At 68.2% G+C, this 23,983-nt stretch carries 31 protein-coding genes and 3 tRNA genes; 24 read left to right on the forward strand and 10 right to left on the reverse strand.

All coding sequences use genetic code 11. The features are described from left to right. Positions 1-9: 9 nt before the first annotated feature. Positions 10-825: a crotonase/enoyl-CoA hydratase family protein gene (locus G6N49_RS25650; protein ID WP_011562361.1), complete on the reverse strand. Its 816-nt coding sequence runs from the start codon at positions 823-825 to the stop codon at positions 10-12. Between the two features lie 11 nt (positions 826-836). Beyond that, entirely contained in the window at positions 837-1,154 is a 318-nt protein-coding gene (locus tag G6N49_RS25655) for a hypothetical protein (protein ID WP_011857362.1), read from the reverse strand. A gap of 40 nt (positions 1,155-1,194) precedes the next feature. Between G6N49_RS25655 and G6N49_RS25660 the strand changes: the two genes are divergently transcribed. After that, a complete protein-coding gene (locus tag G6N49_RS25660) occupies positions 1,195-1,779 on the forward strand; it encodes a TIGR03086 family metal-binding protein (protein WP_011562359.1) in 585 nt (194 codons plus the stop codon). Here G6N49_RS25660 and G6N49_RS25665 read toward each other — a convergent pair. Next, a complete protein-coding gene (locus G6N49_RS25665; protein WP_011562358.1) occupies positions 1,776-2,258 on the reverse strand; it encodes a DUF4334 domain-containing protein in 483 nt (160 codons plus the stop codon). The genes G6N49_RS25660 and G6N49_RS25665 overlap by 4 nt on opposite strands. After that, positions 2,255-3,331 (reverse strand): histidinol-phosphate transaminase, encoded by a 1,077-nt coding sequence (hisC, locus tag G6N49_RS25670; protein ID WP_011562357.1) that lies wholly within the window; start codon positions 3,329-3,331, stop codon positions 2,255-2,257. The genes G6N49_RS25665 and hisC overlap by 4 nt, the downstream gene beginning before the upstream one ends. 82 nt (positions 3,332-3,413) lie before the next feature. Here hisC and G6N49_RS25675 point away from each other — a divergent pair. The 3 genes from G6N49_RS25675 to G6N49_RS25685 all read left to right on the forward strand — a co-directional run bounded on the left by G6N49_RS25675 (position 3,414) and on the right by G6N49_RS25685 (position 4,795). After that, positions 3,414-3,502: transfer RNA gene (locus G6N49_RS25675), tRNA-Ser, on the forward strand. A 41-nt stretch (positions 3,503-3,543) separates the two neighbouring features. Continuing rightward, a tRNA-Arg gene (locus G6N49_RS25680) sits at positions 3,544-3,616 on the forward strand. A 231-nt stretch (positions 3,617-3,847) separates the two neighbouring features. Beyond that, positions 3,848-4,795: a universal stress protein gene (locus G6N49_RS25685; protein WP_179967800.1), complete on the forward strand. Its 948-nt coding sequence runs from the start codon at positions 3,848-3,850 to the stop codon at positions 4,793-4,795. Between the two features lie 16 nt (positions 4,796-4,811). Here G6N49_RS25685 and G6N49_RS25690 read toward each other — a convergent pair whose 3' ends face one another. Continuing rightward, on the reverse strand, positions 4,812-5,522 hold the full coding sequence (locus G6N49_RS25690) for a cutinase family protein (RefSeq protein WP_083045241.1): 711 nt from the start codon (positions 5,520-5,522) through the stop codon (positions 4,812-4,814). Positions 5,523-5,610: 88 nt separating this feature from the next. Here G6N49_RS25690 and G6N49_RS25695 point away from each other — a divergent pair, with 88 nt between their 5' ends. From G6N49_RS25695 to zwf, 4 genes are read left to right on the forward strand one after another with little or no spacing between them, the layout of a single operon-like run. Continuing rightward, complete coding sequence (locus tag G6N49_RS25695) at positions 5,611-5,994, forward strand: nuclear transport factor 2-like protein (protein ID WP_011768403.1); 384 nt, start codon at positions 5,611-5,613, stop codon at positions 5,992-5,994. A 3-nt stretch (positions 5,995-5,997) separates the two neighbouring features. Continuing rightward, positions 5,998-6,516 (forward strand): metallophosphoesterase family protein, encoded by a 519-nt coding sequence (locus tag G6N49_RS25700; protein WP_083045242.1) that lies wholly within the window; start codon positions 5,998-6,000, stop codon positions 6,514-6,516. Continuing rightward, a complete protein-coding gene (locus G6N49_RS25705; RefSeq protein WP_083045243.1) occupies positions 6,509-6,922 on the forward strand; it encodes an MmcQ/YjbR family DNA-binding protein in 414 nt (137 codons plus the stop codon). The genes G6N49_RS25700 and G6N49_RS25705 overlap by 8 nt, the downstream gene beginning before the upstream one ends. A gap of 43 nt (positions 6,923-6,965) precedes the next feature. After that, positions 6,966-8,468: a glucose-6-phosphate dehydrogenase gene (gene zwf, locus G6N49_RS25710; RefSeq protein WP_083045244.1), complete on the forward strand. Its 1,503-nt coding sequence runs from the start codon at positions 6,966-6,968 to the stop codon at positions 8,466-8,468. Between the two features lies 1 nt (position 8,469). Here zwf and G6N49_RS25715 read toward each other — a convergent pair whose 3' ends face one another. Beyond that, a complete protein-coding gene (locus G6N49_RS25715; RefSeq protein ID WP_011562350.1) occupies positions 8,470-8,808 on the reverse strand; it encodes a winged helix-turn-helix transcriptional regulator in 339 nt (112 codons plus the stop codon). Between the two features lie 98 nt (positions 8,809-8,906). On the opposite strand from G6N49_RS25715, the gene G6N49_RS25720 reads away from it, so the two are divergent. Genes G6N49_RS25720 through G6N49_RS25730 form a run of 3 tightly spaced genes read left to right on the forward strand, consistent with a single transcriptional unit; the run spans position 8,907 to position 12,554 of the window. After that, positions 8,907-9,776: an NAD(P)-dependent oxidoreductase gene (locus G6N49_RS25720; protein ID WP_083045245.1), complete on the forward strand. Its 870-nt coding sequence runs from the start codon at positions 8,907-8,909 to the stop codon at positions 9,774-9,776. Then, on the forward strand, positions 9,773-10,624 hold the full coding sequence (locus G6N49_RS25725; RefSeq protein ID WP_064873583.1) for an NAD(P)-dependent oxidoreductase: 852 nt from the start codon (positions 9,773-9,775) through the stop codon (positions 10,622-10,624). The genes G6N49_RS25720 and G6N49_RS25725 overlap by 4 nt, the downstream gene beginning before the upstream one ends. A gap of 52 nt (positions 10,625-10,676) precedes the next feature. After that, positions 10,677-12,554 carry an alkyl/aryl-sulfatase gene (locus tag G6N49_RS25730; RefSeq protein ID WP_083045246.1) on the forward strand — a complete coding sequence of 626 codons (1,878 nt, stop codon included), beginning with the start codon at positions 10,677-10,679 and terminating at the stop codon, positions 12,552-12,554. 25 nt (positions 12,555-12,579) lie between these two features. Here G6N49_RS25730 and G6N49_RS25735 read toward each other — a convergent pair whose 3' ends face one another. Then, positions 12,580-13,341, reverse strand: coding sequence for an SDR family NAD(P)-dependent oxidoreductase (locus G6N49_RS25735; RefSeq protein ID WP_041309937.1), 762 nt, complete (start codon positions 13,339-13,341; stop codon positions 12,580-12,582). Positions 13,342-13,360: 19 nt separating this feature from the next. Here G6N49_RS25735 and G6N49_RS25740 point away from each other — a divergent pair, with 19 nt between their 5' ends. Together G6N49_RS25740 and G6N49_RS25745 are read left to right on the forward strand one after the other, a co-directional pair. Next, positions 13,361-13,972, forward strand: a complete 612-nt coding sequence (locus G6N49_RS25740; RefSeq protein WP_011562345.1) for a histidine phosphatase family protein — start codon at positions 13,361-13,363, stop codon at positions 13,970-13,972. A gap of 45 nt (positions 13,973-14,017) precedes the next feature. Then, positions 14,018-15,034 (forward strand): phosphotransferase family protein, encoded by a 1,017-nt coding sequence (locus G6N49_RS25745; protein ID WP_011562344.1) that lies wholly within the window; start codon positions 14,018-14,020, stop codon positions 15,032-15,034. Here G6N49_RS25745 and G6N49_RS25750 read toward each other — a convergent pair whose 3' ends face one another. After that, positions 15,035-15,421 carry a LapA family protein gene (locus tag G6N49_RS25750; RefSeq protein WP_011562343.1) on the reverse strand — a complete coding sequence of 129 codons (387 nt, stop codon included), beginning with the start codon at positions 15,419-15,421 and terminating at the stop codon, positions 15,035-15,037. It abuts the gene before it with no gap. 152 nt (positions 15,422-15,573) lie between these two features. Between G6N49_RS25750 and G6N49_RS25755 the strand changes: the two genes are divergently transcribed. From G6N49_RS25755 to G6N49_RS25775, 5 genes are read left to right on the forward strand one after another with little or no spacing between them, the layout of a single operon-like run. After that, the gene (locus G6N49_RS25755) at positions 15,574-16,518 is read left to right on the forward strand and encodes an ABC transporter substrate-binding protein (RefSeq protein WP_011562342.1); all 945 of its coding nucleotides are present in this window, start codon (positions 15,574-15,576) and stop codon (positions 16,516-16,518) included. A gap of 6 nt (positions 16,519-16,524) precedes the next feature. Then, the gene (locus G6N49_RS25760; RefSeq protein WP_011562341.1) at positions 16,525-17,634 is read left to right on the forward strand and encodes an ABC transporter ATP-binding protein; all 1,110 of its coding nucleotides are present in this window, start codon (positions 16,525-16,527) and stop codon (positions 17,632-17,634) included. Between the two features lie 5 nt (positions 17,635-17,639). Then, a complete protein-coding gene (locus G6N49_RS25765; protein WP_011562340.1) occupies positions 17,640-18,308 on the forward strand; it encodes an ABC transporter permease in 669 nt (222 codons plus the stop codon). Beyond that, entirely contained in the window at positions 18,305-19,099 is a 795-nt protein-coding gene (locus tag G6N49_RS25770) for an ABC transporter permease (protein ID WP_011562339.1), read from the forward strand. The genes G6N49_RS25765 and G6N49_RS25770 overlap by 4 nt, the downstream gene beginning before the upstream one ends. Beyond that, a complete protein-coding gene (locus G6N49_RS25775) occupies positions 19,096-19,698 on the forward strand; it encodes a putative glycolipid-binding domain-containing protein (protein ID WP_011562338.1) in 603 nt (200 codons plus the stop codon). Before G6N49_RS25770 ends, G6N49_RS25775 begins: the two co-directional genes overlap by 4 nt. Here G6N49_RS25775 and G6N49_RS25780 read toward each other — a convergent pair. Then, the gene (locus tag G6N49_RS25780) at positions 19,661-20,605 is read right to left on the reverse strand and encodes a prephenate dehydrogenase (RefSeq protein ID WP_011562337.1); all 945 of its coding nucleotides are present in this window, start codon (positions 20,603-20,605) and stop codon (positions 19,661-19,663) included. The genes G6N49_RS25775 and G6N49_RS25780 overlap by 38 nt on opposite strands. Before the next feature lie 95 nt (positions 20,606-20,700). On the opposite strand from G6N49_RS25780, the gene G6N49_RS25785 reads away from it, so the two are divergent. From G6N49_RS25785 to G6N49_RS25810, 6 genes are all read left to right on the forward strand, one after another. After that, positions 20,701-21,210, forward strand: a complete 510-nt coding sequence (locus G6N49_RS25785) for a tRNA adenosine deaminase-associated protein (RefSeq protein ID WP_011562336.1) — start codon at positions 20,701-20,703, stop codon at positions 21,208-21,210. Beyond that, complete coding sequence (locus G6N49_RS25790; protein WP_011562335.1) at positions 21,207-21,659, forward strand: nucleoside deaminase; 453 nt, start codon at positions 21,207-21,209, stop codon at positions 21,657-21,659. Before G6N49_RS25785 ends, G6N49_RS25790 begins: the two co-directional genes overlap by 4 nt. 53 nt (positions 21,660-21,712) lie before the next feature. Then, positions 21,713-21,803: transfer RNA gene (locus tag G6N49_RS25795), tRNA-Ser, on the forward strand. A gap of 157 nt (positions 21,804-21,960) precedes the next feature. Then, the gene (locus G6N49_RS25800; RefSeq protein WP_011562334.1) at positions 21,961-22,722 is read left to right on the forward strand and encodes a bestrophin-like domain; all 762 of its coding nucleotides are present in this window, start codon (positions 21,961-21,963) and stop codon (positions 22,720-22,722) included. Between the two features lie 130 nt (positions 22,723-22,852). Continuing rightward, positions 22,853-23,185, forward strand: coding sequence for a hypothetical protein (locus G6N49_RS25805; RefSeq protein WP_011562333.1), 333 nt, complete (start codon positions 22,853-22,855; stop codon positions 23,183-23,185). Between the two features lie 37 nt (positions 23,186-23,222). Further along, entirely contained in the window at positions 23,223-23,615 is a 393-nt protein-coding gene (locus G6N49_RS25810) for a DUF2237 family protein (protein WP_011562332.1), read from the forward strand. On the opposite strand, the gene G6N49_RS25815 is transcribed toward G6N49_RS25810, so the two are convergent. Continuing rightward, positions 23,609-23,974 (reverse strand): hypothetical protein, encoded by a 366-nt coding sequence (locus G6N49_RS25815; protein WP_011562331.1) that lies wholly within the window; start codon positions 23,972-23,974, stop codon positions 23,609-23,611. The two genes, G6N49_RS25810 and G6N49_RS25815, sit on opposite strands and share 7 nt — an antisense overlap. Between the last annotated feature and the right edge of the window lie 9 nt (positions 23,975-23,983).

Below are 23,983 nucleotides of genomic sequence, written 5' to 3' on the forward strand. Positions count from 1 at the left end.
TCTCGAAAGCTATTCGCCGGTGAAGTTCGGTGGCCGCTTCTGGAACATCGCGGTCACGGCTTCGCCGAGGTCCTTGGACGGCAGGAACGCCGAGTTCCACGCCGCCACATAGCGCAGGCTCTCCGACACCCTGGCGATGCGCTGCTGATCGAGCACGTCCTTGACGCCGTGCACGGTCAGCGGCGGGTTCGCCGCGATCTCCTTGGCGGTGGCGTGCGCGGCCGCCAGCGAGGCCTCCGGATCGTCGTACACGTCGTTGACCAGACCGATCTTCTCGGCACGCGCGGCGTCGATGTCCTTGCCGGTCAGGGCGAGTTCGCGGAGATGGCCGTCGGTCAGGATCAGCGGCAGCCGGGCCAGCGAGCCGACGTCGGCGACGATCGCGAGCTTGACCTCACGCACCGAGAATTTGGCGTCGGCGCTGGCGTAGCGGATGTCCACCGCGCTGATCAGGTCGACGCCGCCGCCGATGCACCATCCGTGTACCGAGGCGACCGTGGGGGTGCGGCAATCGGCGACGGCGCTGATCGCCCCCTGCATCTTCTGCAGCGTCTTGTGGAAATCGGCCCGTGATCGGGCGCCGGCGTCGAGGCCGGGCAGCGTGCCGCCCATGGCCGCCAGGTCGAGGCCGTAGCTGAAGTTGCGGCCCGATCCGGTGAGCACGATGGCGCGCACATCGGGGTCGGCGTCGAGCGAGGTGAACACGTCGGGCAGTTCGGCCCAGAACGCCGGTCCCATCGCGTTGCCCTTACCGGGGCCGATCAACGTCACCTGTGCGACGTGGCCGTCGGTCTCGATGGTCACCGACTCGTATGTATCGCCCATGGTGTTCGAGGCTAGCGCCCGATCAGGATGTCGCTGAGCTTGGCCGAGGGCAGCACCTCGCAGATCGCGTCGGCCAGGGTCTTGGCGACGACGGTGCGCTGGTTGCCGGCGCGGCCGCTGGTCTCCTTCATCAGCTCGCCGACGATGGCGAGCTGGGCGTCCTCCTCGAGGCCGCTGTACTCCTTGCAGGTGATGCTCGTGGCGTCCGGGATCGGCGGCCCGGGTTCGGTGGTCTGCGCGACGGTTCCGGTCACCGTCTGCGTGCAGCCCGTGAGCAACCCCGCGCACAGCAGTGCCGCAACCGTCAGAGTCCTCGCGTGGGTGCCCATCTGGGCCACGATAGGTCACCGGCCACGTAACGTGAACGCCATGCGTAGTGACCTGCCCCAGGGCCCGGATTCACCGCCGACCGACGAACTGCGCAGTGCCGAACTCAGTCTCGGTGTGCTGCACCAGGTGGTGCGCTCGATCGCCGAGGACGATCTGGGTAAGCAGACGCCGTGCAGTGAGTTCGACGTCGCGGGACTGACCGAGCACCTGGTGCGGTCTATCACGATCCTCGGTGGCGCGGCCGGCGCGGAGATGCCCGAGCGCGATCCGTCGGACTCGGTGGAACGTCAGGTGATCCTGGCTGCCCGGCCCGCGCTCGACGCGTGGCACCGCCGCGGTATAGACGGTGCGGTCGACGTCGGCGGCACCACGATGCCGGCCACCGTCCTGGTCGGCATCCTGTCGCTCGAATTCCTGGTGCACGCTTGGGATTACGCGACCGCGATCGGACACACCGTGCCTGCGCCCGATTCGCTGAGCGATTACGTGCTCGCCATGGCGGAGAAGATCGTGACGCCGCAGGGCCGGGCGCGGGCGGGTTTCGACGATCCGGTCGAGGTGCCCGACGACGCGCCGCCGCTGCAGCGACTGCTGGCGTTCACCGGGCGTCGCGCCGAGGTCTAGACCCGCTCGAGGTAGAAGTACAGGTGACGGCCGGCCCCAGAACTGAAGTCAAGGGCGCCCTTGCCGTTCATGATTCCCATCACCGCGTTGTCGTCGACCTTCTTGAAGTGGTCGTGCACCGGTGCGCCGTCGTAGACCATCGACGCGGTCACTTCGCCGCGGAACTGCTCCATCCAGAGGCTGGCCTCACCCTTCATCGCCTCGGTGTTGGAGAACTTGTTGCCGTCGGCGTCCAGGCACACCAGCGGTTTGGCGTCGGTGGCCGAGTGGAACGTCTTGCCGAACCAGTTGAGGCGCTCCATGAATCCGTTGGCCTTGTGACCGGTGTGGAATTCGCCGCCCTTCCACTCGCCGATCATGAAGTCGATGTCGACGGGTTCGAGGGTGGCCCAGAACCGGTCGAGTTCGGCGTCGCCGATGGTGTCGGTGCGCGAGGTGAGTTCGTCGAAGGTCTCGCGGGCCGTGCGCGTCGAGGTCATGGCTGTCCGATCCAGTTGCGGGCGAATTCGAGGAAGGCGTCGTTCTCGTGGGGTGCGGCGATCGTGACACGCACACCGTCCTCGCCGTACGGGCGGACCACCAGGCGGTTCTCGGCGGCGCGACGGACGAAGTCGAGGGTGCGCTCGGCCAACGGCAGCCACACGAAGTTCGACTGCGACGGGGGCAGGGTGAACCCGGCTTCGCGCAGCGCCGCGGTCACGCGGTCGCGCTCAGCGACCACCTGGTCGGTGCGGGCGAGCAGTTCATCGGCGGCGTCGATCGAGGCGATCGCGGCGGCCTGCGAGATGCTGGTCGCCGAGAACGGGACGTAGACCTTCCCGAGCGCGGTGACGATGTCGGCGTCGGCGACGGCGTATCCGATGCGCAGCCCGGCCAGCCCGTAGGCCTTCGAAAACGTCCGCAGCACCACGACATTCGGATGGGCGCGGACCAACCCGAAACTGTCGGGCACCTGATCGCCGCGGATGTACTCGACGTAGGCCTCGTCGATGACGACGAGGATGTGCGGCGGGACGGCCTCGACGAACCGTTTGAGCGCCGCCGGGTCGACGACCGTGCTGGTCGGGTTGTTCGGGTTGCAGACGAAGATCAGCCGGGTGCGGTCGGTGATCGCGGCCAGCATCGCATCGAGGTCGTGGGTGTGGTCACGCAGCGGCACCTGCACCGGCGTGGCCCCGGCGGTGCGCACCTGCAGCGGGTAGATCTCGAAGCTGCGCCAGGCGAAGATCACCTCGTCGCCGACCGATGAGGTGATCTGGATCAGCTGCTGGCACAGGCTCACCGAACCGCAGCCGACGGCGATCTGCTCGGGGGTGAAGGCGCCGGCCCCGAGGTTCTTGTCGAGGTGGCTGGCCAGGTGCTCGCGTAGCTCGAGGTAGCCGTTGTCGGGATAGCGGTTGAGCTGGTCGGTTGCCTTCTCGATCGCGGCACGCACACTCGGCAGCGGGCCGTGCACGGTCTCGTTGCTGGCGATCTTGATGGCTCCCGGAACCGTCTTACCCGGTGTGTAGGCCGGGATGTCGGCCAATTCGGGGCGGAGGCGGGCGGTCACCTGACCAGCATAGGGCGGTGGATCGACCGCTTTGCTTCCGCGGCCGACCGATGTGTAGGCTGTGCGACCGGCGGTAACGTCAGGAGGCGTGCCAGAGCGGCCGAATGGGACTCACTGCTAATGAGTTGTCCCCCTTACAGGGGACCGGAGGTTCAAATCCTCTCGCCTCCGCCGCGGCTGACTCGTCAGCCACGACACAACTGAACATGCAGGCGCCCGTAGCTCAACGGATAGAGCATCTGACTACGGATCAGAAGGTTAGGGGTTCGAATCCCTTCGGGCGCACTCAACGGAATTGATTCTGGCGTCCGGTTCTGGCGTCCATTGCAGCGCAACGTCACTCATGCGCCGATGACCAACGGGGCCAACCGCGCGCACACCGATGCCGGACATTGAGTTGCCACAAAGGTCCGCCAGCCGGGGGTGATCCCCCTATGGTTGCGCGAGAGGTGCCGGATCCCGGGGCGACGACCGTTCGCGAGCGGGGGCACCTACGCGCACACCTCGGAGGTGTCGATGTCAGCGAGCCCTGACAAATCCGGAATCTTGGTCGGTGTGGATGGCTCGGCGTTCTCCGACGTCGCGGTGCGGTGGGCGGTGCGCGAGGCCGTGATGCGTCAGGAAGAGCTCACGGTGATGGCGGTAGCGCAGCGGCACATGCCGCTCCTCGTCACCTACGACAATGAAAAAATCCTGAATTCGCGGCAGTCGCAGCACAGCGAAATCGACCAGGTGCTCGCCGACGCGTGTCGGATCGTCGACGACATGCTCGGCGAATCCAGGCCAGTCAGGGTGGAAATCGCGTTCATGTTCGCTCATCCGCTGGGCGGCCTCATCGAGGCCTCCGAGGAGATGCGGCTTGTGGTGGTCGGCTGCCGCGGTATGGGCGCGTGGGACCGACTGACGCTGGGTTCCGTCAGCAGCGGACTGGTCCGCCACGCGCATTGCCCGGTCGCGGTGATCCACAAGGAGCGCCCCGCATTGGATGCGCACGCACCGATCCTGCTCGGCATCGACGGCTCACCGGCGTCGGAGTCGGCCACCGCTATGGCGTTCGAGGAGGCATCGCTGCGGGGTGCGCCGCTGATCGCGGTGCACGCCTGGGCGGACCACTCGATGTCGGCCGCCGACCTCGACGGGGCGATGGACCAGCAGAAGGGCGCGGAGATACTGAGCGAACGCCTGGCGGGTTGGCAGGAGGATTACCCCGATGTCCAGGTGAAGCCCACCTTGATCGACCAGGATGCCGGCCGCTGGATGGTCAATCACTCCGATACGGCACAGCTCATCGTCGTGGGAAGCCACGGCCGCGGCGGATTCGCCGGAATGTTGCTCGGATCAGTCAGCTCGACGGTGGTACACGCGGCTGAAGTGCCGGTGATCGTGGCCCGCACGCCTGTCGGGCCGACGCAGCCGTCCAACAGCGCCGCGCCGGCCAGTCACACCGATGCGCCGGGTCGATAGCGCCCCTTCCGGATCCTTACAGCCGGTCCACCGCGTACGTCGCGCCCTGCTGGGTCATCCCGTTGATCCCGTACAGCGCGTGCGCGATGCTCGGGCCCCCACCCGGCGTGCCGTCGCAGATCGTGTCGCCTTCCGCGCACAGCTGAAGCGTCTTCGGCGCGTAGAGCGGGCCGATGACGACCGGCGGGCTGCCGTACGTGCCGAGCCACTGCGGTGACGGCAGCCCGAACAGGGTGACCGCCGCGACGTGCTCGGCGACCTCCGCCGCGAGCGGCTGTGGGACGGCGTTGCGATACGAAGCGGGCACCGCGTCGGGGACCGTCGACGACGTCACGAATCCGGCGACGACCGCGCCCTGGGAGAATCCGCCCAGCACGATGCGGGTGTCCGGGCAGGTCGTGGCGATGGTCTGGACGCGGTTGCCGGCGTCGCGAATCCCTTCCACGACGGTCCTGGCCAGCTCGTCACGGGCGTCGAAGTTGCTGGATGCCGCGTAGTTGACCGCGTACACGCTCACGGTCCTGGGCGCGGCCTGCGCGCGGACGGCATCGACGAACGCCTGTCCGACGCCGCCGACACCGACCGCCTCGCCGGTGCCGCGGGCGAAGACGATCTCCACGTCCGGGCATGCCTGAGCCGATGCGGAAGGGGTGGCCACGCCCACCAATGCGGCCCAGGTGGTCACCGCCACCGCGCCGAGGACGCGACCGAACTGACGAACTCTCATGGGGGAACTCCTGTGCGACGTATTGTCCCGACGAGAGCCGGGATTACCCTGCCGTCGGCCGGTCAAACTCCGCGTAATCTCGCACGGTATGACGACACCCGCGGTGATCCAGCGCTGGCTCGACCTCATCGACGGCGATCACGGCGACGTGACGCCCCTGCTCGCGCCGGACGCGGTGTTCTACTCGCCGGCGGTCTTCACGCCGCAGGAGGGGCGGGAGAAGACCGCCGCATATCTGAACGCCGCGGCGAAGGTGTTCGGCGGGAACGGGTTCGGCTACGTCAACCACTGGTACGCCGACCGTTCGGCGGTGCTGGAGTTCGTCGCCGAGATCGACGGCATCCACGTCAACGGCATCGACATGATCGAGTGGAACGATGCCGACGAGATCACGTCCTTCAAGGTGATGCTGCGCCCGTTCAAGGCGCTGCAGACCGTGATCCCCAAGATGGCCGAGTTGCTGCAGGCGTGACGGATGCGACTGCTGCTCATCTCCGACACCCATGTGCCGAAGCGTGCCCGTGACCTGCCCGCGGCCGTCTGGGACGAGGTGGCGCGCGCCGATGTGGTGATCCACGCCGGTGACTGGGTCGAACCGGGTCTGTTGGACGCCCTCGAGGAGCGCGCGACGCGGTTGGTGGCGTGCTGGGGCAACAACGACGGCGACGAGTTGCGTCGCCGGCTGCCCGAACGTGCGGACGTCACCCTCGACGGTGTGCGGTTCACCGTGGTGCACGAGACCGGCGCCTCGGGTGCGCGCGACGCCCGGATGGCCAAGCTCTATCCGGACACCGACGTGCTGGTGTTCGGGCACAGCCACATCCCGTGGGATACGACGGCGGCGACGGGTCTGCGACTACTCAACCCTGGGTCGCCCACCGACCGCCGTCGACAGCCGCACTGCACGTACATGACGACGACGGTCGCCGACGGGGCGTTGGGTGACGTCGTGCTGCACAACCTCGTGCCCACGAGCGTGGACCGGCGTGGCTGACCGTCCCGCCCGAGTCGCCGACGTCCACGAGATCGCGGCCGCGATGCCGCACACCAAACGCATCGAGGGTCCGAAGGGCAACGCGATCTATCAGGTCGGCGGTAAGTCGTTCGTGTTCTTCCGGACCCCGCAGCCGGACGCCGCGGACCCGGTGACCGGTGAGCGCTACCCGGACGTGATCATGATCTGGGTGGAAACCGAGGCGGACAAGCTGGCACTGATCCAGGATCCGCACTCGCCGTTCTTCACCACCGACCGGTTCGACGGTCACCTGTCGGTTCTGTTGCGCGGCAAGGACATCGGACAGATCGGCGTCGAGGAACTCACCGAGTTGATCCAGGATGCGTGGTTGTCACGCGCGTCGCGGCGGCGGGCGGAACGCTGGCTGGCCGACCGGCACTGCTGACAAGCCACTGCGCGCCGGTGATCATGGTGACATCATCGCCAGGGTGGCCCCCGAGACCCCGCAGTCCATCGCCTACCCCGCACCCGGTTCGCATCCGCACCGGATCGAGGAGGAAAAACTCGATCCCCACGTCATCGTGTTGTTCGGGGCGACCGGCGATCTGGCGAAACGCAAACTCCTGCCCGGGATGGCCTACCTGGTCCAGTCCGCGTTGGCGCCCAAGATCCGGGTGGTCGGCACGTCACTGGAGGACCTCAGCGGCGACGAGTTCCGGGCGCTGGCGCGCGAGGCCGTCGACGCGTTCGGCAGCCACGAACTCAGCGACGAGGAGTGGGAGGGCTTCGCCTGCCGCATCTCCTACGTGCCGCAGAGCGCGGGACCCGAAGCCCTCGCGGACGCGGTGAAGGCGGCCGAGGCCGAACTGGGGCCGGACACGCGACGGTTGCACTATCTGTCGGTCCCGCCCAAGGCGGCCAAGGCCGTCATCACCATGCTCAAGGAGTCCGGCCTCGTCGACCGCTCGCGGGTGGTGATGGAGAAACCGTTCGGCACCGACCTGGCCAGCGCCTGCGAACTCAACGCCTTCGTCCACGACACCTTCGACGAATCGCAGATCTTCCGCATCGACCACTTCCTCGGCAAGGAGGCGGCGCAGAACATCCTGGCGTTCCGGTTCGCCAACGGCCTGTTCGAACCGATCTGGAACCGCAACTTCATCGACCACATCCAGATCGACATCCCGGAGAAACTCGGCCTCGACGAGCGGGCCGACTTCTACGAGAGCACCGGGGCCTACAAGGACATGGTGGTGACCCACCTGTTCCAGGTGATGGCCTTCGTCGTGATGGAGCCGCCGACCGCGCTGGAGCCCAGGGCGATCAGCGAGGAGAAGAACAAGGTCTTCCGGTCGATGCTGCCGGTCGACCCGGCCAAGGTGATCCGCGGGCAGTACGTCGGGTACCGGCGCGAGGACGGGGTCGCACCGGATTCGGAGACCGAGACGTTCATCGCGCTGCAGGTCGGCATCGACAACTGGCGCTGGGCCGGTGTGCCGATCTATCTGCGCACCGGCAAGAAGATGGCCGAGGGGCAGCGGATCATCTCGATCGCGTTCAGAGAGGCGCCGCGCTCGATGTTCCCGGCCGGTTCGGGTGTCGGGTCGCAGGGTCCGGACCACCTCACGTTCGACCTGGCCGACAACTCCAAGGTGTCGCTGTCGTTCTACGGCAAGCGGCCGGGGCCGGGCATGAAGCTGGACAAGCTGTCCATGCAGTTCTCCACTCAGGAGACCGGACGCGTCGGCGATGTGCTCGAGGCCTACGAACGCCTGATCCTCGACGCGATGCGCGGTGACCACACGCTGTTCACGACGGCCGCGGGTATCGAGTCGCTGTGGGACCGATCGACCCCGCTGCTCGAGGACCCGCCGCCGGTGAAGGTGTACCAACCCGGGACCTGGGGGCCCAACGCCATCCACCAGCTGATCGCCCCGAATGCATGGCGGCTTCCGTTCGAACGGGAGTGGCGCGAGAAGGCACCGGAGTAGCTCAGCCGGTCTTCGCCGCGCAGATCAGATCGATGTGCCTGGTGGCCCAATCGCCCAGCGGTGCGAGCGCGTCCAACAGTTCCCGGCCCACCGGCGTCATCGAGTACTCCACCCGCGGCGGCACCTCGTGGTAGCTCTCGCGGTGCACCACGCCGTGGCGCTGCAGTTCTTTGAGGTGCTGGGTGAGCATCTTCTGCGAGACGCCGGCCAGGCTGCGGTGCAGCGCGTTGAACCGCTTGGGGCCGTCCTGCAGCTCCCAGAGGATCAAGGGTTTCCACTTCCCGTCGACCACCGCCATCGCGGCGTCGAGACCGCAGGTGTACTCACCGAGTTGACTCATCAGAGCTCCTGTTCAGCGCCATTACTTACCGCTTGGTGAGTATGGCACTTTGAAGTGGGTACTTGTCGAGATCTCCGCGTCGACCCGACGATGAGGACATGACAACCGCGAGTTTTCTGGGAACCGGCGAGATGGGGTCGGCGCTCACCCGCGCCGCGGCGGGCGCCGGCCATCGGGTGATCGCCTGGAACCGCACGCCGCACCGGGCGACGGCCCTGAGGTCGGCGGGTGTGAGTGTGGCCGGATCCGTCGCCGAGGCAGTCGAATCCGCCGAGATCGTCGTCGTCTGCCTGTTCGACCACGAATCGGTGCGCCGGGTGCTCGACCCGGTCGCGGACCGACTGGCGGGCCGTCGCCTCGTCAACGTCACCACCACCACCCCCGACGCGGCCCGCGAACTGGCCGACTGGTCGGCCGACCGCGGCGCGGACTACCTCGACGGGGGGATCATGGCCGTGCCGTCGATGATCGGCACGCCCGGGTCTTCGGTGTACTACAGCGGTTCACGCGCCGTCTTCGACGGTTGCGGTGAGCTTCTGGAAACGTGGGGTGCGGCCGAGTACTTCGGTGACGACCCGGGACTGGCATCCCTGCACGACCTCGCGCTCCTGTCGGCGATGTACGTCATGTTCGCCGGGTTCTTCCACGGCGCCGCGATGGTCGCCACCGCCGGCACGTCGGCCACCGAATTCGCGGGCCGGGCCACCGCGTGGTTGCAGGCCCTTCTGCCGGCACTCGCCGAGTACGCCGAGTTCATCGACGGCGGCGACTACACGAGGCCGGGGCAGCAGAGTCTCGAGTTCTCCGACATCAGCGAAATCGTCGAGGCGAGCGGCGCGGCCGGAATCAGCACCGAGGTGGTCGACACGGTGCAGCGGCTCATCCGCAGGCAGATCGACACCGGTCACGGCGCGGAAGGGTTCGCCCGCGTCATCGAGAGCATCCGGAACCCGTTGGGGGCGGCATGATCTCGGTCCTCGGCCAGGGGCCGATGGGGCAGGCGTTGACGAATGCCCTGCTCGATGCCGGGTGCCGCACGACCGTGTGGAACCGCACCGCCGCCAGGGCCGACGGCGTCCGCGCCCGCGGGGCGCGGTGGGCCGACAGTCCCGCCGACGCCATCGCCGCCGCGGACGTCACGTTGGTCAACGTCGTCGATCAGGCCGTGCTCGACGATGTGGTGACCGCCGCCGGCCATGCGGTCGCAGGCCGGGTCATCGTCGGCCTGGCCTCGGACACTCCCGACACCGCGCGCGACACCGCCATGCTGGTCGAAAAGCTCGGCGGCCGCTATCTCGACGGGGCGATCATGACGCCGACCGACACCATCGGCAGCGCACACGCCAGCATCCTGTTCTCGGGACCGCGCGATCTCTACGACACCCATCGCGAGGTGTTCGACGTGCTGGCCACCACGACGTGGCTCGGCGACGACCCGGGTCGGGCCGCCGCATTCGACATGGCACTGCTCGACCTGTTCTGGACGTCGGTCAGCGGTGTGCTGCACGCCGTGAACGTCGCTCGGGCCAATGGGATCTCGCCGATGGAACTGCTGCCGCACGCGCAGGGCATCGTCGGCATCCTGCCCCCGATCGTCGACGAACTGCTCGAGCGGATCGACGCGGACCGGCACGACGACAGCCGCGCGCAGGTCGCCTCGGTCGCCGCGTCGGTGCGCCACCTCATCGCGGCGTCGCGGGCGGCGGGTGTGGACGCCGGTGCGCTGGAGGCCTTCCGCGGGTACGTCGACACCGCGGTGGCGGCCGGTTACGGCGCCGACGAGATCAGCCGCATCGGACAGACGATGAGTTCGTGAACAGTGCGCCGTTCCCTCGCACATCGCCGGTCACGGTGGCAGGGTCGTCGACATGGACTCGAAGCCACCGAGTGACGCCATCCAAGCGGCCCACCGGCATCACCTGAGCACCCTGCCGTTCACCGACAGAGCGGATTTCGTCGACGCCGACCGCGGGTTCATCGCCGCGCTCGAGCCGTGCGTGGTCGCCGCGGCCGACGGGCGGGTGGTGTGGGACAACGACGTCTACGCGTTCCTCGACGGGGAGGCGCCGGCGTCGGTGCACCCCAGCCTGTGGCGGCAGTCCCAACTCGCCGCCAAACAGGGGCTGTACGAAGTGGTCGAGGGCATCTACCAGGTCCGCGGCCTCGACCTGTCGAACATCACATTCGTCGAGGGGGACACCGGCGTCATCGTCATCGACCCGCTGATCTCGACCGAGACCGCGGCCGCGGCGTTGGCGCTCTACCGCCAGCACCGCGGCGACCGTGCGGTGACCGCTGTCATCTACACCCACAGTCACGTCGACCACTTCGGCGGCGTGCTCGGCGTAACCTCCCAGGCCGACGTCGATGCCGGCAAGGTGGCCGTGCTGGCGCCGGAGGGTTTCGTCGAACACGCGGTGCAGGAGAACGTCTATGCCGGCACCGCAATGGCCCGCCGGGCCACGTACATGTACGGGACGCTGTTGGCGCGCGGACCGCGGGGCCAGGTGGGATGTGGCTTGGGGCAACAGACTTCGACGGGTGAGGTCGCCTTGGTCGTGCCCACGCTCGACATCCGCGAGACGGGCGAGGCGCACACGATCGACGGTGTCGAGATCGAGTTCCAGATGGCGCCGGGGACCGAGGCGCCTGCCGAGATGCACTTCTACTTCCCGCGCTACCGCGCGCTGTGCATGGCCGAGAACGCGACGCACAACCTGCACAACCTGCTCACGCTGCGCGGGGCCCTGGTACGCGATCCGCACGCGTGGTCGGGCTACCTCACCGAGGCGATCGACACCTTCGCCGACAAGGCCGACGTCGTGTTCGCCTCCCATCACTGGCCGACCTGGGGCCGCGACCGCATCACCGAATACCTGTCGCTGCAACGCGATATGTACGCCTACCTGCACGACCAGACGCTGCGCATGCTCAACCAGGGGCACACCGGCATCGAGATCGCCGAGCAGTTCCAGATGCCACCCGCGCTGGAGCGGGCCTGGCACACCCACGGCTACTACGGTTCGGTCAGCCACAACGTCAAGGCGGTCTACCAGCGCTACATGGGCTGGTTCGACGGCAACCCCGGCCGACTGTGGGCGCACCCGCCGGAGGCGCTGGCCACCCGGTATGCCGAGGCCCTCGGCGGCGTCGACCGGGTGGTCGAGCTGGCCAGGAAAGCCTGCGACGAGGGTGACTTCCGCTGGGCGGCAACGCTGCTCGATCACGCCGTGTTCGCCGACCAGAATCACACCGAGGCCCGGCAACTCTACGCCGACACTCTCGAGCAGCTGGCCTACGGCGCGGAGAACGGGGTGTGGCGCAACTTCTTCCTGTCCGGGGCCGCCGAACTGCGCGACGGCAACTTCGGCACCGCGGTCCAGTCCACGTCACCGACCCTGCTGAGCGAACTGACTCCGGCGCAGATGTTCGACAGCCTCGCCATCAGCATCAACGGCCCCCGCGCCTGGGATCTCGACGTGGCGGTGGACGTGACGTTCCTCGACACCGGCGACAACTACCGGCTGACGCTGCGCAACGGAGTCCTGGTGCACCGCAAGGTCTCTGCCGACGAGTCGAGTGTGCAGGCCACGATCCGGCTGGCGAACAAGGTGCGGTTGCTGGCCTACGCCGCGGGCGACACCACGTCGCCGGGCGTCGAGATCACCGGTGACGAGGCGGCGCTGGCGAACATCGTGGGGGTGCTCGACCGCCCGGACCCCGCTTTCGACATCGTCATGCCGTAGCCTCGGCGACCCGTCGCGGACGGCGTCAGGGGATGCCGCCGTCGGCGCGCAGGATGGCGCCGGTGGTGAAGCTCGACGCATTCGACATGAGAAACAGTGCGGCGCCGACGATCTCGGCCGGATCCCCGGCCCGCTTCAGCGCCATGTGACCGAACGGATTCTCGGTACCGGAGAAGTCCCACGCCTTGCTGACATCGGTGAGGAACGGCCCGGCCATCAGCGTGTTGACGCGCACCGTCGGGCCGTAGGCCTGCGCCAGCCCCTCGGTCATGGCGTTGAGGCCGGCCTTGGCGGCGGCGTAGGGCAGCATGTGCGGATCGGGCCGGATCGATCCGCTGGAGCTGACGTTGACGATCGTCCCGCCGCCGTCGGCCACCATCCGCTCACCGATCAGCGCCGCCAACCGGAACGGTCCCTTGACGTTCAGGTTGAACACCGCGTCGAACAGCTTCTCGGTCACCGACGTCAGCGACTCGTACAGCGGTGACATACCGGCGTTGTTGACCAGCACGTCGAGCTTGCCGAACCGCTCGTACACCGCGGAAACCAGACCGTCGAGCTGATCCCACCGTCCCACGTGGACCTCGTAGGGCATGGCGGTCCGGCCCGTCGCCTCGGCGATCTCGGCGGCGGTCGCCTCGCACGTCTCGAGCGACCGGCTGGCGATCACCACATCGGCCCCGCAGCGCGCGGCTCCGAAGGCGATCTCGCGGCCCAGCCCCCGGCTACCGCCGGTGACCAGCACCACCCGGTCGGTCAGGTCGAACATTTCGTCGGCGTATCCCATGGGCCAATATGGTGGCACGGTGCAACTGCTTCTCATCCGACATGCGCTGCCCTTGCGCAGTGAACCCGGGCAGGGCTCCGACCCCGACCTGTCCGAAGACGGCATCGAACAGGCCAAACGACTGCCCGACGCGCTGACCAGGTTCCCGATCGCGCGGCTGGTGAGCAGTCCGCAGCGTCGCGCCGTGCAGACCGCGCAGCCCGTCGCCGAAACCCTCGGGCTCACGGTCGAGGTCGACGAGCGCCTCGCCGAATACGACCGCGACCTGCCGCACTACATCCCGATCGAGCAGATCGCGAAGGAGAACCCGCAGGAGCTCGAACGCCTGATGAGCGGCCGGCTGCCCAGCGGCGTCGACGAGGACGCGTTCATGGCGAGGATCTTCGCCGCCGTCGACGACCTCGTGGCCAGCGCCGAGCGCGAGGACACCGTCGCGGTGTTCAGCCACGGCGGGGTGATCAACGCGCTGCTGCACCGGGTGCTGCGCACCGAGCGGCTGCTGTCCTTCAACGTCGACTACGCGTCGGTGACCCGGTTGCTGTGGTCGTCGCGGGCCAATCAGCTCGCGGTGGCGTCGGTCAACGGGACCGAGCACGTATGGGATCTGCTGCCGCGGAATCTTCGGTGGTGAGCGCTCGCGCGAGCCGCCCATCGGGCCGGTGGTAGACATTTCGCCATGACGTCTTCCACCCTCGACGGACTCGACCTCGACGCACTCGATCGCCATCTGCGGGGCGAGGGCATCGCCCGCACCGGTGAGCTGCGGGCCGAACTGATCGCGGGCGGCCGCTCCAACCTGACGTTCCTGGTGTTCGACGACGCGTCGAAGTGGGTGCTGCGCCGTCCGCCGCTGCACGGCCTGACCCCGTCGGCGCACGATATGGCCCGCGAGTACCGGGTGGTCGCGGCGCTCGCCGACACCCCCGTCCCGGTGGCCCGCGCGGTCACGATGCGCAACGACGACTCCGTGCTGGGCGCACCGTTCCAGATGGTCGAACACGTCGAGGGCCGGGTCATCCGCCGCGCCGACGAACTCGAGGCGCTCGGCGACAAGGCGACCCTCGACAGGTGTGTCGACGAGTTGATCCGGGTGCTGGCCGAACTGCACGCGGTGGATCCGGCCGCGGTGGGGCTGGCGGATTTCGGCAAACCCAACGGCTACCTCGAACGTCAGGTCAAGCGGTGGGGATCGCAGTGGGGTCACGTACGCCTCGAGGACGATCCGCGCGATGCCGACGTCCACCGGCTGCACACCGCGCTGGGGGAGCGGGTGCCCGCCGAGAGCCGCGCGTCGATCGTGCACGGCGACTACCGCATCGACAACACGATTCTCGACGCGACGGACGCCACCAAGGTGCGGGCGGTGCTGGACTGGGAGATGTCCACGCTCGGCGATCCGCTCAGCGATGCGGCACTGATGTGCGTCTACCGCAACCCGATGTTCAACTACGTGCACAGCGACGCGGCGTGGACCTCGGAGCTGCTGCCGACCGGTGACGAGATGGCCCAGCGCTATGCGACGGTGTCCGGCCAGGAGCTCGCGCACTGGGACTTCTACATGGGGCTGGCGTACTTCAAGCTGGCGATCATCGCCGCGGGCATCGCGTTCCGCGCCCGGATGGGCGGCACCGAGGACAACGTGGGTGAGGCGGTCGCCCCGCTCATCGCGGCGGGGCTGGAAGCGCTCGACTAGCTACCGCATGGCGGCTTTGTAGTTCTTCTTCGCCGCGCGCCGCAGCTGGAACAGCCGCGCCGCACCGGCCAGCGACGCGATCAGGCCGCCGCACACCGCGGCGAGCAGGATCGCCACGCCCAGTGGCAGATTCCAGCGCCAGCCCAGGAACGCCATCGCGGCGGACTCGGTGTTCTGGGCGATGAAGATCAGCAGCACGATGAGGATGAGCAACCCGACGATCACCGACGTCCACACCGCCGCCGCCCGGGTGAAGTGCACCTTCTTCAGATCCGGCGGTTGGCGGTCGGCGACTTCGTAGTCACCCGGGACCGGCGGGCCGGGGTTCGGCTGGTCGTACGGTTCCGGCTCGCGTCCCGCTGACGGCCCGTACGGATCGGTGGTCATAGCTCATCATTGCCCGCTGCGGCTGTTTACGAAACCATTTGCCCAAGTCGCGGCCGGGCTCGCGGTGAGGGAAAGGACGGCGCGTCCGCGCGCATCCCGCTAGTGTCCGCAGGAGCCACCCGCACGAGCCCACCTGCCGAGAGGACTTCCGAATGGCGAGCACGCGCAGACGCACCCGATGGGCGGCCCTGCTGGTCTCTGTGACGTTGGCACTGACCGCGTGCGGCAGTTCGAACCCGCTCGGCGGCGGTGAGATCTCGGGCGACCTCAAGACGGTCACCGTCGGGTCGGCCGACTTCACCGAGTCCAAGATCATCGCCGAGATCTACGCTCAGGCGTTGGAGGCCAACGGTTTCGACATCAGCAGGCAGTTCGGCATCGGCAGCCGCGAGACGTACATCCCTGCCGTACAGGACCACTCGATCGATCTGATCCCCGAATACACCGGGAACCTGTTGCAGTACTTCGACGAAGAGACCGACGTGACGACCCCGGACGCGGTGATCCTCGGTCTGCTGCGGGCGCTGCCCGGTGACCTGTCGATCCTGTATCCCTCACCGGCCGAGGACAAGGACACCGTCGCGGTGTCGGCCGAGACGGCGCAGCGGTGGAATCTCAAGACGATCGGCGATCTGGCGGCCCACTCACCGGAGGTGAAGTTCGGCGGGCCGTCGGAGTTCCTCAACCGCACCGAGGGCCTGCCGGGGCTCAAGGAGAAGTACGGTCTGGACATCGCACCGTCGAACTTCGTGGCGATCAGCGACGGCGGCGGGCCCGCGACGGTCCGTGCACTGACCGACGGAACGGTCACCGCGGCGAACATCTTCAGCACCTCACCGGCCATCGAGCAGAACAACCTGGTGGTGCTGGAGGATCCGAAGAACAACTTCCTCGCGGCCAACGTCGTGCCGCTGGTCGCCTCGCAGAAGAAGTCCGACGAGCTCAAATCGGTGCTCGACGCGGTCAGCGCGAAACTGACGACCGAGGGCCTCATCGAACTGAACGCCGCAGTCGAAGGCAACCGCGGCGTCGATCCCGACGAGGCCGCGCAGAAGTGGGTGGCCGACAACGGGTTCGACAAACCCCTGACGAAGTAGGGCGCGATGATCACCTTCGAGCACATCACCAAGCGCTACCCGGACGGCACCGTGGCCGTCGACGATCTCAGTCTCGAGGTGCCCGAGGGCACGCTGACGGTGTTCGTCGGTCCCTCCGGCTGCGGTAAGACCACGTCGATGCGGATGATCAACCGGATGATCGAACCCACCTCGGGCACGCTGACCGTCGACGGGAACGACGTCACCAAGGTCGACGCCGTCAAGCTCCGGCTGGGTATCGGCTACGTCATCCAGAGCGCCGGGCTGATGCCGCACCTGCGGGTGGTCGACAACGTCGCGACCGTGCCGGTGTTGCGCGGCGAATCCCGCCGCAGCGCCCGCAAGGCGGCACTGGCGGTGATGGAACGCGTCGGCCTCGACCCGAAGCTGGGCGACCGCTACCCCGCGCAGTTGTCCGGTGGTCAGCAACAGCGCGTCGGGGTGGCCCGTGCGCTGGCCGCCGATCCGCCGATCCTGTTGATGGACGAACCGTTCAGCGCCGTCGATCCGGTGGTCCGCGAGGAACTGCAGACCGAGATCGTGCGGCTGCAGAACGAACTGCGCAAGACGATCGTGTTCGTCACCCACGACATCGACGAGGCGATCAAACTCGGCGACAAGGTCGCGGTGTTCGGCCGCGGCGGGGTGCTGCTGCAGTACGACGCGCCTGCGCGGCTGTTGTCCAACCCGGCCGACGATGCGGTGGCCGGTTTCGTCGGGGCCGACCGCGGTTACCGCGGCCTGCAGTTCTACCCGGCCACCGGCACCGCAGGCCTTCCGCTGCACGACCTCCGTCATGTGCGCGAATCCGAGATCGACGCGCTGCAACTGGCGCCGGGGGACTGGGTGCTGGTGACCCGGCCCGACGGAACGCCCTACGCGTGGATCAACGCCGACGGTGTCGCGCTGCACCGCAACGGGAGTTCGCTCTACGACAGCACGATCGCGGGCGGTTCGCTGTTCCGGCCGGACGGCACGCTGCGGCTGGCCCTCGACGCGGCGCTGTCCTCGCCGTCGGGTCTCGGCGTCGCCGTCGACGAGCACGGTCAGGTGATCGGCGGGGTGCGCGCCGACGACGTGCTCGCCGCGCTCGACCGGCAGCGGCAGGAGGCCTGAGACCGGTGCGGTACCTGCTGACCCACCTCGACGACCTGTGGGCGCTCACGGTGATCCACCTGCGGCTGTCGCTGATCCCGATCGTGCTCGGGCTGCTGATCGCGGTGCCGCTCGGGGCGCTGGTGCAGCGCACCACCGCGCTGCGACGGTTGACCACCATCACCGCCAGCATCATCTTCACGATCCCGTCGCTCGCGCTGTTCGTGGTGCTGCCGCTGATCATCCCGACGCGCATCCTCGACGAGGCCAACGTGATCGTGGCGCTGACGCTCTACACCGTCGCCCTGCTGGTGCGTGCCGTACCGGAGGCGCTGGACGCGGTCTCGCCCGCAGTGCTCGACGCGGCCACCGCCGTCGGCTACAAACCGCTCACCCGGATGCTGAAAATCGAACTCCCGCTTGCCGTTCCGGTACTCATCGCCAGCCTGCGCGTCGTCGCGGTCACCAACATCTCGATGGTGTCGGTCGGCTCGGTCATCGGGGTCGGCGGGCTCGGCACCTGGTTCACCGAGGGCTATCAGGCCAACAAGAGCGATCAGATCGTGGCGGGCATCATCGCGATCTTCGTGCTGGCGGTGGTGATCGACACCCTGATCATGCTGATCGGCAAAGCCCTGACCCCCTGGGCCAGGGCCACCCGCCCGGCCCGGCAGAAGGCGGGGGCGGCCGCGTGAACTTCCTGTCCGAGGCGCTGTCGTTCATCTTCACCGCCGCCAACTGGGCCGGCCCGGCAGGGCTGGGCGCGCGCATCGTCGAACACCTCGAGTACACCGTGATCGCGGTCGTGTTCTCCGCGCTGATCGCCGTCCCGCTGGGAATGATCATCGGCCACACCGGGAAGGGCACGTTCCTGGTCGTGACGGGGGTCAACGCATTGCGCGCGCTGCCCACCCTCGGGGTGCTGCTGCTCGGCGTACTGCTGTGGGGGCTGGGCCTGGTCGGCCCGACCGTCGCGCTGATGTTGCTCGGCATCCCGCCGCTGCTGGCGGGGACCTACTCCGGGATCGCCAACGTCGACCCGGCGGTGGTCGACGCGGCGCGGTCGATGGGGATGACCGAGCGCCGGGTGCTGCTGCGGGTGGAGGTGCCGATCGCGCTGCCCCTGATTCTCGGTGGGCTGCGCACGGCGACCCTGCAGATCGTGGCCACCGCGACGGTCGCCGCCTACGCGAGCCTCGGCGGGTTGGGCCGCTACCTCATCGACGGCATCAAGGTCCGGGAGTTCTATCTGGCGCTCGTGGGCGCGCTGATGGTGACGGCGCTGGCGCTCATCCTCGACGGGTTGCTCGCGTTCGCGGTGTGGCTGTCGGTGCCGGGCACCGGGCGGTGGCGCCGCGCGGCCCGGATGCCGCAGCCGCTGCTGGGCGACGAGGTGGCGCTGGAGTCACGAAGTCGCGGCGGATCGCGGTCGACTTCGGTAGCGGGCTACGAACCGGCGAGCGCGTCGCCTACGGTAGAAGGGTGAGTGAAGCCGACCGCTCTGACCCGAAGAACACCTGGCCCGCGGTCCTGACGTGGCGGGCGCACGACGTCGCCCGGATGGAATCCGTCCGGGTGCAGTTGTCGGGTAAGCGCATCAAGGCCTACGGCCGGATCGTCGCTGCCGCCTGCGATGCGCACCCCGCGTTCTCCGCCTCCTACGACCTGGTGACCGACGAGCACGGGGCGACCAAGCGGCTGGCGATGACGGTCACGCTGGCCGAGCGGGAGCGCCAGGTGTCGTTCGCCCGGGACGAAGAGAACATGTGGTTGGTCCGCGATCAGCAGAACCAGATGAAACGTGCCGCATTCGACGGCGCCCTGGATGTCGACGTGGTGCTCAGCCCGTTCTTCAACACGCTGCCGATCCGCCGCGCCGGCCTGCACGAGCACAGCGAATCGATCACGGTCCCGGTGGTGTACGTGCGGTTGCCCGAGTTCTCGGTCGAACAGGCGTCGATCAGCTACAGCGGCGGCCCGGACTCCGACGGCATCAAGGTGCAGTCACCGGTCGCCGACACCACGATCACCGTCGATGCCGACGGGTTCATCGTCGACTATCCCGGGTTGGCAGCGCGGATCTGATCACCCCGCCGGCCCGGCCGGCGGCGGCCAGTTCGTCGCGCCAGTTCTCCTCGCCGATCACGGTGGTGATGATCTCGGGGCGGCTGAAGCTGTCGTAGCGCATGCGGGCGGCGTGGCCCGATTCGACCAGGTCGGCCACCGAACCATGTCGCGCCAGCGCCTCCCGCGCGGCGGTGAGCAGCTCGATGCTGCGGTCCAGCGCCGGGACGAGTTGTGACGAGTTCGCCTCGCACATCGCCCGCACCAGATCGGGCGCCGTCCCGGCCACCCGGGTGCCGTCCCGGAACGATCCGGCCGCCAGCGCGAACGCCAGCGGCACCTCACCCGCGGTGACGGCCAGCGCCTCGGCGAGCAGGTGCGGCAGGTGCGAGATGCCGGCCGCGGCGGCGTCGTGTTCGTCGGAGCGGGCCGGCACCACCACCGCGTGGCAGTCCAGCGCGAGCGTCATCACGTGTGCCCACACGTCGGGGTCGACGTGGTCGTCGACGCTGATCACCCACGGCGCACCGACGAACAGCGCCGCGTCGCCGGCCGCCCAGCCCGAGTGCGCGGTGCCCGCCATCGGGTGTCCGCCGACGAAGCGCTCCTGTAGGCCGAATGAACGAACATGTTCCAGCACAGCGCCTTTGACGCTCGTCACATCGGTGAGCGGACATTGCGGCGCCGCGTCGCGGATGTGGCCCAGCATGAGTCCGAGGGCGGGCACCGGCACGGCCAGCACGACCAGCGCCGAGGTCTCGGCGGCGCGGCCGAGCACCTCGTCGAGGTGCTCGCTGGCGTCGAAACCGTCGAAGCGCGCACCCTGGACGCCCTCGACCGACCGGTTGTACCCGAACACCTCGCGCCCGGCGGCCGCGGCGGCGCGCATCACCGAGCCGCCGATGAGGCCCAGGCCCAAAACGCACACGGGTGGTTTCGTCACCGTTCCAGGTTGGCACACGGCACCGGGGCCGGAGGCCATGCCTGGTCAAAAGCGCTGGTGGGCGACTACCGTAACGCGACATGGGAGCACAGAGTGCGCCGGCGCAGGGCACACCCGACGGGTTCGGGGTGGCCGTCGTCCGCGAGGACGGCAAGTGGCGCTGCGCGCCCATGCGGCGGGCCTCGCTCAACAGCCTCACGGTCGCCGAGAAGGAACTGTGTGAGATCCGCAGTGCCGGAGCGGTGTTCGGGCTGCTCGACATCGACGACGAGTTCTTCGTGATCGTCCGGCCGGCCCCTTCGGGCACCCGGTTGCTGCTGTCGGACGCCACCGCGGCACTGGACTACGACATCGCCGCCGAGGTGCTCGAACAGCTCGACGCCGACATCGAACCCGACGACCTCGACGACGTCGACCCGTTCGAGGAGGGCGACCTCGGTCTGCTCTCCGACATGGGGCTGCCCGAGGCGGTCCTCAGCGTCATCCTCGACGAGACCGATCTGTACGCCGACGAGCAACTCGGCCGCATCGCCCGTGAGATGGGCTTCGCCGACGAACTGTCCGCGGTCCTCGACAAACTCAATCGGTGACATCCGACGAATCCCTGATCCGCGCCGCGCTCGACGCCGCGGCGCTCGCCGGTCCGAGGGACGTGCCGATCGGCGCGGTGGTGTTCGGCCCCGACGGCACCGAGTTGGCCCGCGCGGCGAATGCGCGTGAAGCACTGGGGGATCCGACGGCGCACGCGGAGGTGCTGGCGCTGCGGGCGGCCGCGGCGGTCCTCGGCGACGGGTGGCGCCTGGAGGGGACGACGCTCGCGGTGACCGTCGAACCGTGCACGATGTGCGCCGGTGCGCTGGTGCTGGCGCGGGTGGCCCGGGTGGTGTTCGGGGCGTGGGAACCCAAGACGGGCGCGGTCGGCTCGCTGTGGGATGTCGTACGCGACCGCAGGCTCAACCACCGCCCCGGCGTGCGTGGCGGTGTACTGGCCGACGAGTGCGCGAAACCGTTGGAGGCGTTCTTCGCCCGGCAGCGCTGATCGGCCGCCGGCGCGATTATGGGCTGCGGGGCCGGTTCGGTAAGCTGCCACACGGTGGCGTGTCCGAGCGGCCTAAGGAGCACGCCTCGAAAGCGTGTGACGGGTAACCCCCGTCCGAGGGTTCAAATCCCTCCGCCACCGCCAGAACCGCCCCCCTGTCCACGCAGGTAAGGGCGGTTCTCTTTATTTCGACCGGGACACCGGCAACGCCGATAAAAGCCGATTGACGGCGGTATCATTCGACCGCACTGAGAGCATTGTTCATTTCAGTGGTGACGGCGCCGGCCAGTCGGAGATGCAGATGAAAGACATTCTGATCGGCGTCGTTGTCTTCGCAATTATATTCGGCGGCGCACTGCTCGGATTGTTCCTCGGAAAAATCCTTCCCAATCAGCATGTGGGCGCCGAATCGCGCGATGCGATCAGGACCATCATGGCCATGCTCGCGACGCTGTCAGCGGTCGTGCTGGGCCTGCTCACCGGCTCCTCCATCAGCTCGCTCGCCGAGAAGGAAAGCGAATTACGCAGCGCGGGTGTGCAATTCATCATGCTCGATCGGACCATGGCCGAATATGGTCCGGAAACCGCCAAGACCCGGGCCCTGCTCAAACAATTACTTGCGGAGAGAATTGGTCAAATATGGCCGGAGGAAGGTGGACCGGTTTCCCTCACGGCGCTCAGCAGCGGGGCCGGTATCAACCTGGTTCAGCGGGATCTGTTCGCCCTGTCGCCGCAGACCGAACAACAGCGGTGGCTCCGCGACAATGCATTGCAGATGACCAATACGATCGCGGAATCGCGATGGACGACGATCGAACAGATCGGCAGTCGATTCCCGTGGGCCTTCTTCATGGTCGTGGTGGCCTGGCTGGCGGTCATCTTCGCCAGTTTCGGTCTCTTCGCACCACGCAATGCCAGCGTGGTGGCGGCGTTGCTGGTTGCCGCGCTCGCCCTGGCCGGCCCGATCTTCATGATGCTCGAGATGGATCAGCCCTATGGCGGGATGGTGAAGATCCCCAGCACCTCGTTGCGCGTCGCTCTGGAGCAATTGGGCGGCTCGTGACCCGGGTGCGTACTTACCCGACGGACAGTAAACCCTTCCCTCCCGCCTGGTGACTCTGGCTTGTGGGCGATTACGGAGCCACTGCCTGCACGGCAGTATTTCCTCTACCGCCCCACGAGAGGAATCCCAAATGTTCAAGTCCACCTCCAGCAAACTGTCCGGCGTCAACTACGCGGCCGCACTCCTCGGCGCCTTCGCCGTCTTCGCCCTGGCCCCGGCCACCGCTGCGGCCCTCCCGCCGGGCAACACCACCGGCAACACCGGATGCCACTACACCGACAAGGACGGGTACGACATCCCGATCGACGACGGCCAGTCCGTCGTGGTCGACGGGAAGACGGTCACCTGCAGCGGCGGGACGATCACCGTCAGCCAGGCCAACACCGGCGGTGTGCGGCCGCAACGCATCCCCAACCTCCAGGTGTTCGAAGCCCAGAAGCCGGTCCTCGCCCAAGCCCGCTGAGCCCCGATTATCGGCGGCGAAGCGCGATACTGACCGGGTGTCTGACCGCAATGTGCTCGGCGGCCCGCTGCAGGAATGCGGTACCGATCCGATGACCGGCTTCTACCGCGACGGCTGCTGTTCGACGGGCCCGGAAGACCTCGGCGCGCACACCATCTGCGCCGTCGTCACCGCCGAGTTCCTCGAGCATCAGCGCTCGATCGGCAACGACCTGTCGACGCCGCGGCCCGAATACCGGTTCCCCGGCCTGAATCCGGGCGACCGGTGGTGCGTCACGGCCACCAACTGGCTCCGCGCGCACCGGGACGGGTGCGGCGCGCCGGTGGTGCTCGCCGCCACCCACGAACGCACCCTCGACGTGGTGCCGATCGATGCGCTCAACCAGCACGCGGTCGACGTCCCCGACGACCCGGGCGGCCTGGCTCAGTAGTAGAAGGCGGTGAAGTCGGGCAGCCAGCCGCCGCGCTGGCATCCCAGCGGCAACCCGTCCGGCGACTGCGCGACACCGGTGCTCCCGTCGCACGGTGCGCCCTGAGTGCGCACCCCCACCAACGGCGGTTGCGGCACCCAGGCCCGCTGCGCGTTGCACAGGTAGGTGTTGCCCGACGCGTCGAGCCCGAACAGGTAGCGGCTGCCACCGGAGACACACGACTCGCTCGGATTGATGTTGCGGTCGACGTACTGCACGCAGTCCGCGCTGTTGCAGGGGACCGCCGCGGCCGGCGAGGCGGTGACGAGCGGCGCGGCGAGAACACCGCCGGCCAGTGCCAGAACAGCCACCAGTTTCATGAACTCAGC

Origin of the sequence: Mycolicibacterium monacense, assembly GCF_010731575.1 — a bacterium.
GTDB lineage: Bacteria > Actinomycetota > Actinomycetes > Mycobacteriales > Mycobacteriaceae > Mycobacterium > Mycobacterium monacense.

What these genes read in the sequence shown, in the direction of transcription:
- G6N49_RS25650 (WP_011562361.1), bottom strand. Translation starts at nt 825, where the DNA reads ATGGGCGATACATACGAGTCGGTGACCATCGAGACCGACGGCCACGTC.
- G6N49_RS25655 (WP_011857362.1), bottom strand. Translation starts at nt 1,154, where the DNA reads ATGGGCACCCACGCGAGGACTCTGACGGTTGCGGCACTGCTGTGCGCG.
- G6N49_RS25660 (WP_011562359.1), top strand. Translation starts at nt 1,195, where the DNA reads ATGCGTAGTGACCTGCCCCAGGGCCCGGATTCACCGCCGACCGACGAA.
- G6N49_RS25665 (WP_011562358.1), bottom strand. Translation starts at nt 2,258, where the DNA reads ATGACCTCGACGCGCACGGCCCGCGAGACCTTCGACGAACTCACCTCG.
- G6N49_RS25685 (WP_179967800.1), top strand. Translation starts at nt 3,848, where the DNA reads ATGTCAGCGAGCCCTGACAAATCCGGAATCTTGGTCGGTGTGGATGGC.
- G6N49_RS25690 (WP_083045241.1), bottom strand. Translation starts at nt 5,522, where the DNA reads ATGAGAGTTCGTCAGTTCGGTCGCGTCCTCGGCGCGGTGGCGGTGACC.
- G6N49_RS25695 (WP_011768403.1), top strand. Translation starts at nt 5,611, where the DNA reads ATGACGACACCCGCGGTGATCCAGCGCTGGCTCGACCTCATCGACGGC.
- G6N49_RS25700 (WP_083045242.1), top strand. Translation starts at nt 5,998, where the DNA reads ATGCGACTGCTGCTCATCTCCGACACCCATGTGCCGAAGCGTGCCCGT.
- G6N49_RS25715 (WP_011562350.1), bottom strand. Translation starts at nt 8,808, where the DNA reads ATGAGTCAACTCGGTGAGTACACCTGCGGTCTCGACGCCGCGATGGCG.
- G6N49_RS25720 (WP_083045245.1), top strand. Translation starts at nt 8,907, where the DNA reads ATGACAACCGCGAGTTTTCTGGGAACCGGCGAGATGGGGTCGGCGCTC.
- G6N49_RS25725 (WP_064873583.1), top strand. Translation starts at nt 9,773, where the DNA reads ATGATCTCGGTCCTCGGCCAGGGGCCGATGGGGCAGGCGTTGACGAAT.
- G6N49_RS25730 (WP_083045246.1), top strand. Translation starts at nt 10,677, where the DNA reads ATGGACTCGAAGCCACCGAGTGACGCCATCCAAGCGGCCCACCGGCAT.
- G6N49_RS25735 (WP_041309937.1), bottom strand. Translation starts at nt 13,341, where the DNA reads ATGGGATACGCCGACGAAATGTTCGACCTGACCGACCGGGTGGTGCTG.
- G6N49_RS25745 (WP_011562344.1), top strand. Translation starts at nt 14,018, where the DNA reads ATGACGTCTTCCACCCTCGACGGACTCGACCTCGACGCACTCGATCGC.
- G6N49_RS25750 (WP_011562343.1), bottom strand. Translation starts at nt 15,421, where the DNA reads ATGACCACCGATCCGTACGGGCCGTCAGCGGGACGCGAGCCGGAACCG.
- G6N49_RS25755 (WP_011562342.1), top strand. Translation starts at nt 15,574, where the DNA reads ATGGCGAGCACGCGCAGACGCACCCGATGGGCGGCCCTGCTGGTCTCT.
- G6N49_RS25760 (WP_011562341.1), top strand. Translation starts at nt 16,525, where the DNA reads ATGATCACCTTCGAGCACATCACCAAGCGCTACCCGGACGGCACCGTG.
- G6N49_RS25785 (WP_011562336.1), top strand. Translation starts at nt 20,701, where the DNA reads ATGGGAGCACAGAGTGCGCCGGCGCAGGGCACACCCGACGGGTTCGGG.
- G6N49_RS25800 (WP_011562334.1), top strand. Translation starts at nt 21,961, where the DNA reads ATGAAAGACATTCTGATCGGCGTCGTTGTCTTCGCAATTATATTCGGC.
- G6N49_RS25805 (WP_011562333.1), top strand. Translation starts at nt 22,853, where the DNA reads ATGTTCAAGTCCACCTCCAGCAAACTGTCCGGCGTCAACTACGCGGCC.
- G6N49_RS25815 (WP_011562331.1), bottom strand. Translation starts at nt 23,974, where the DNA reads ATGAAACTGGTGGCTGTTCTGGCACTGGCCGGCGGTGTTCTCGCCGCG.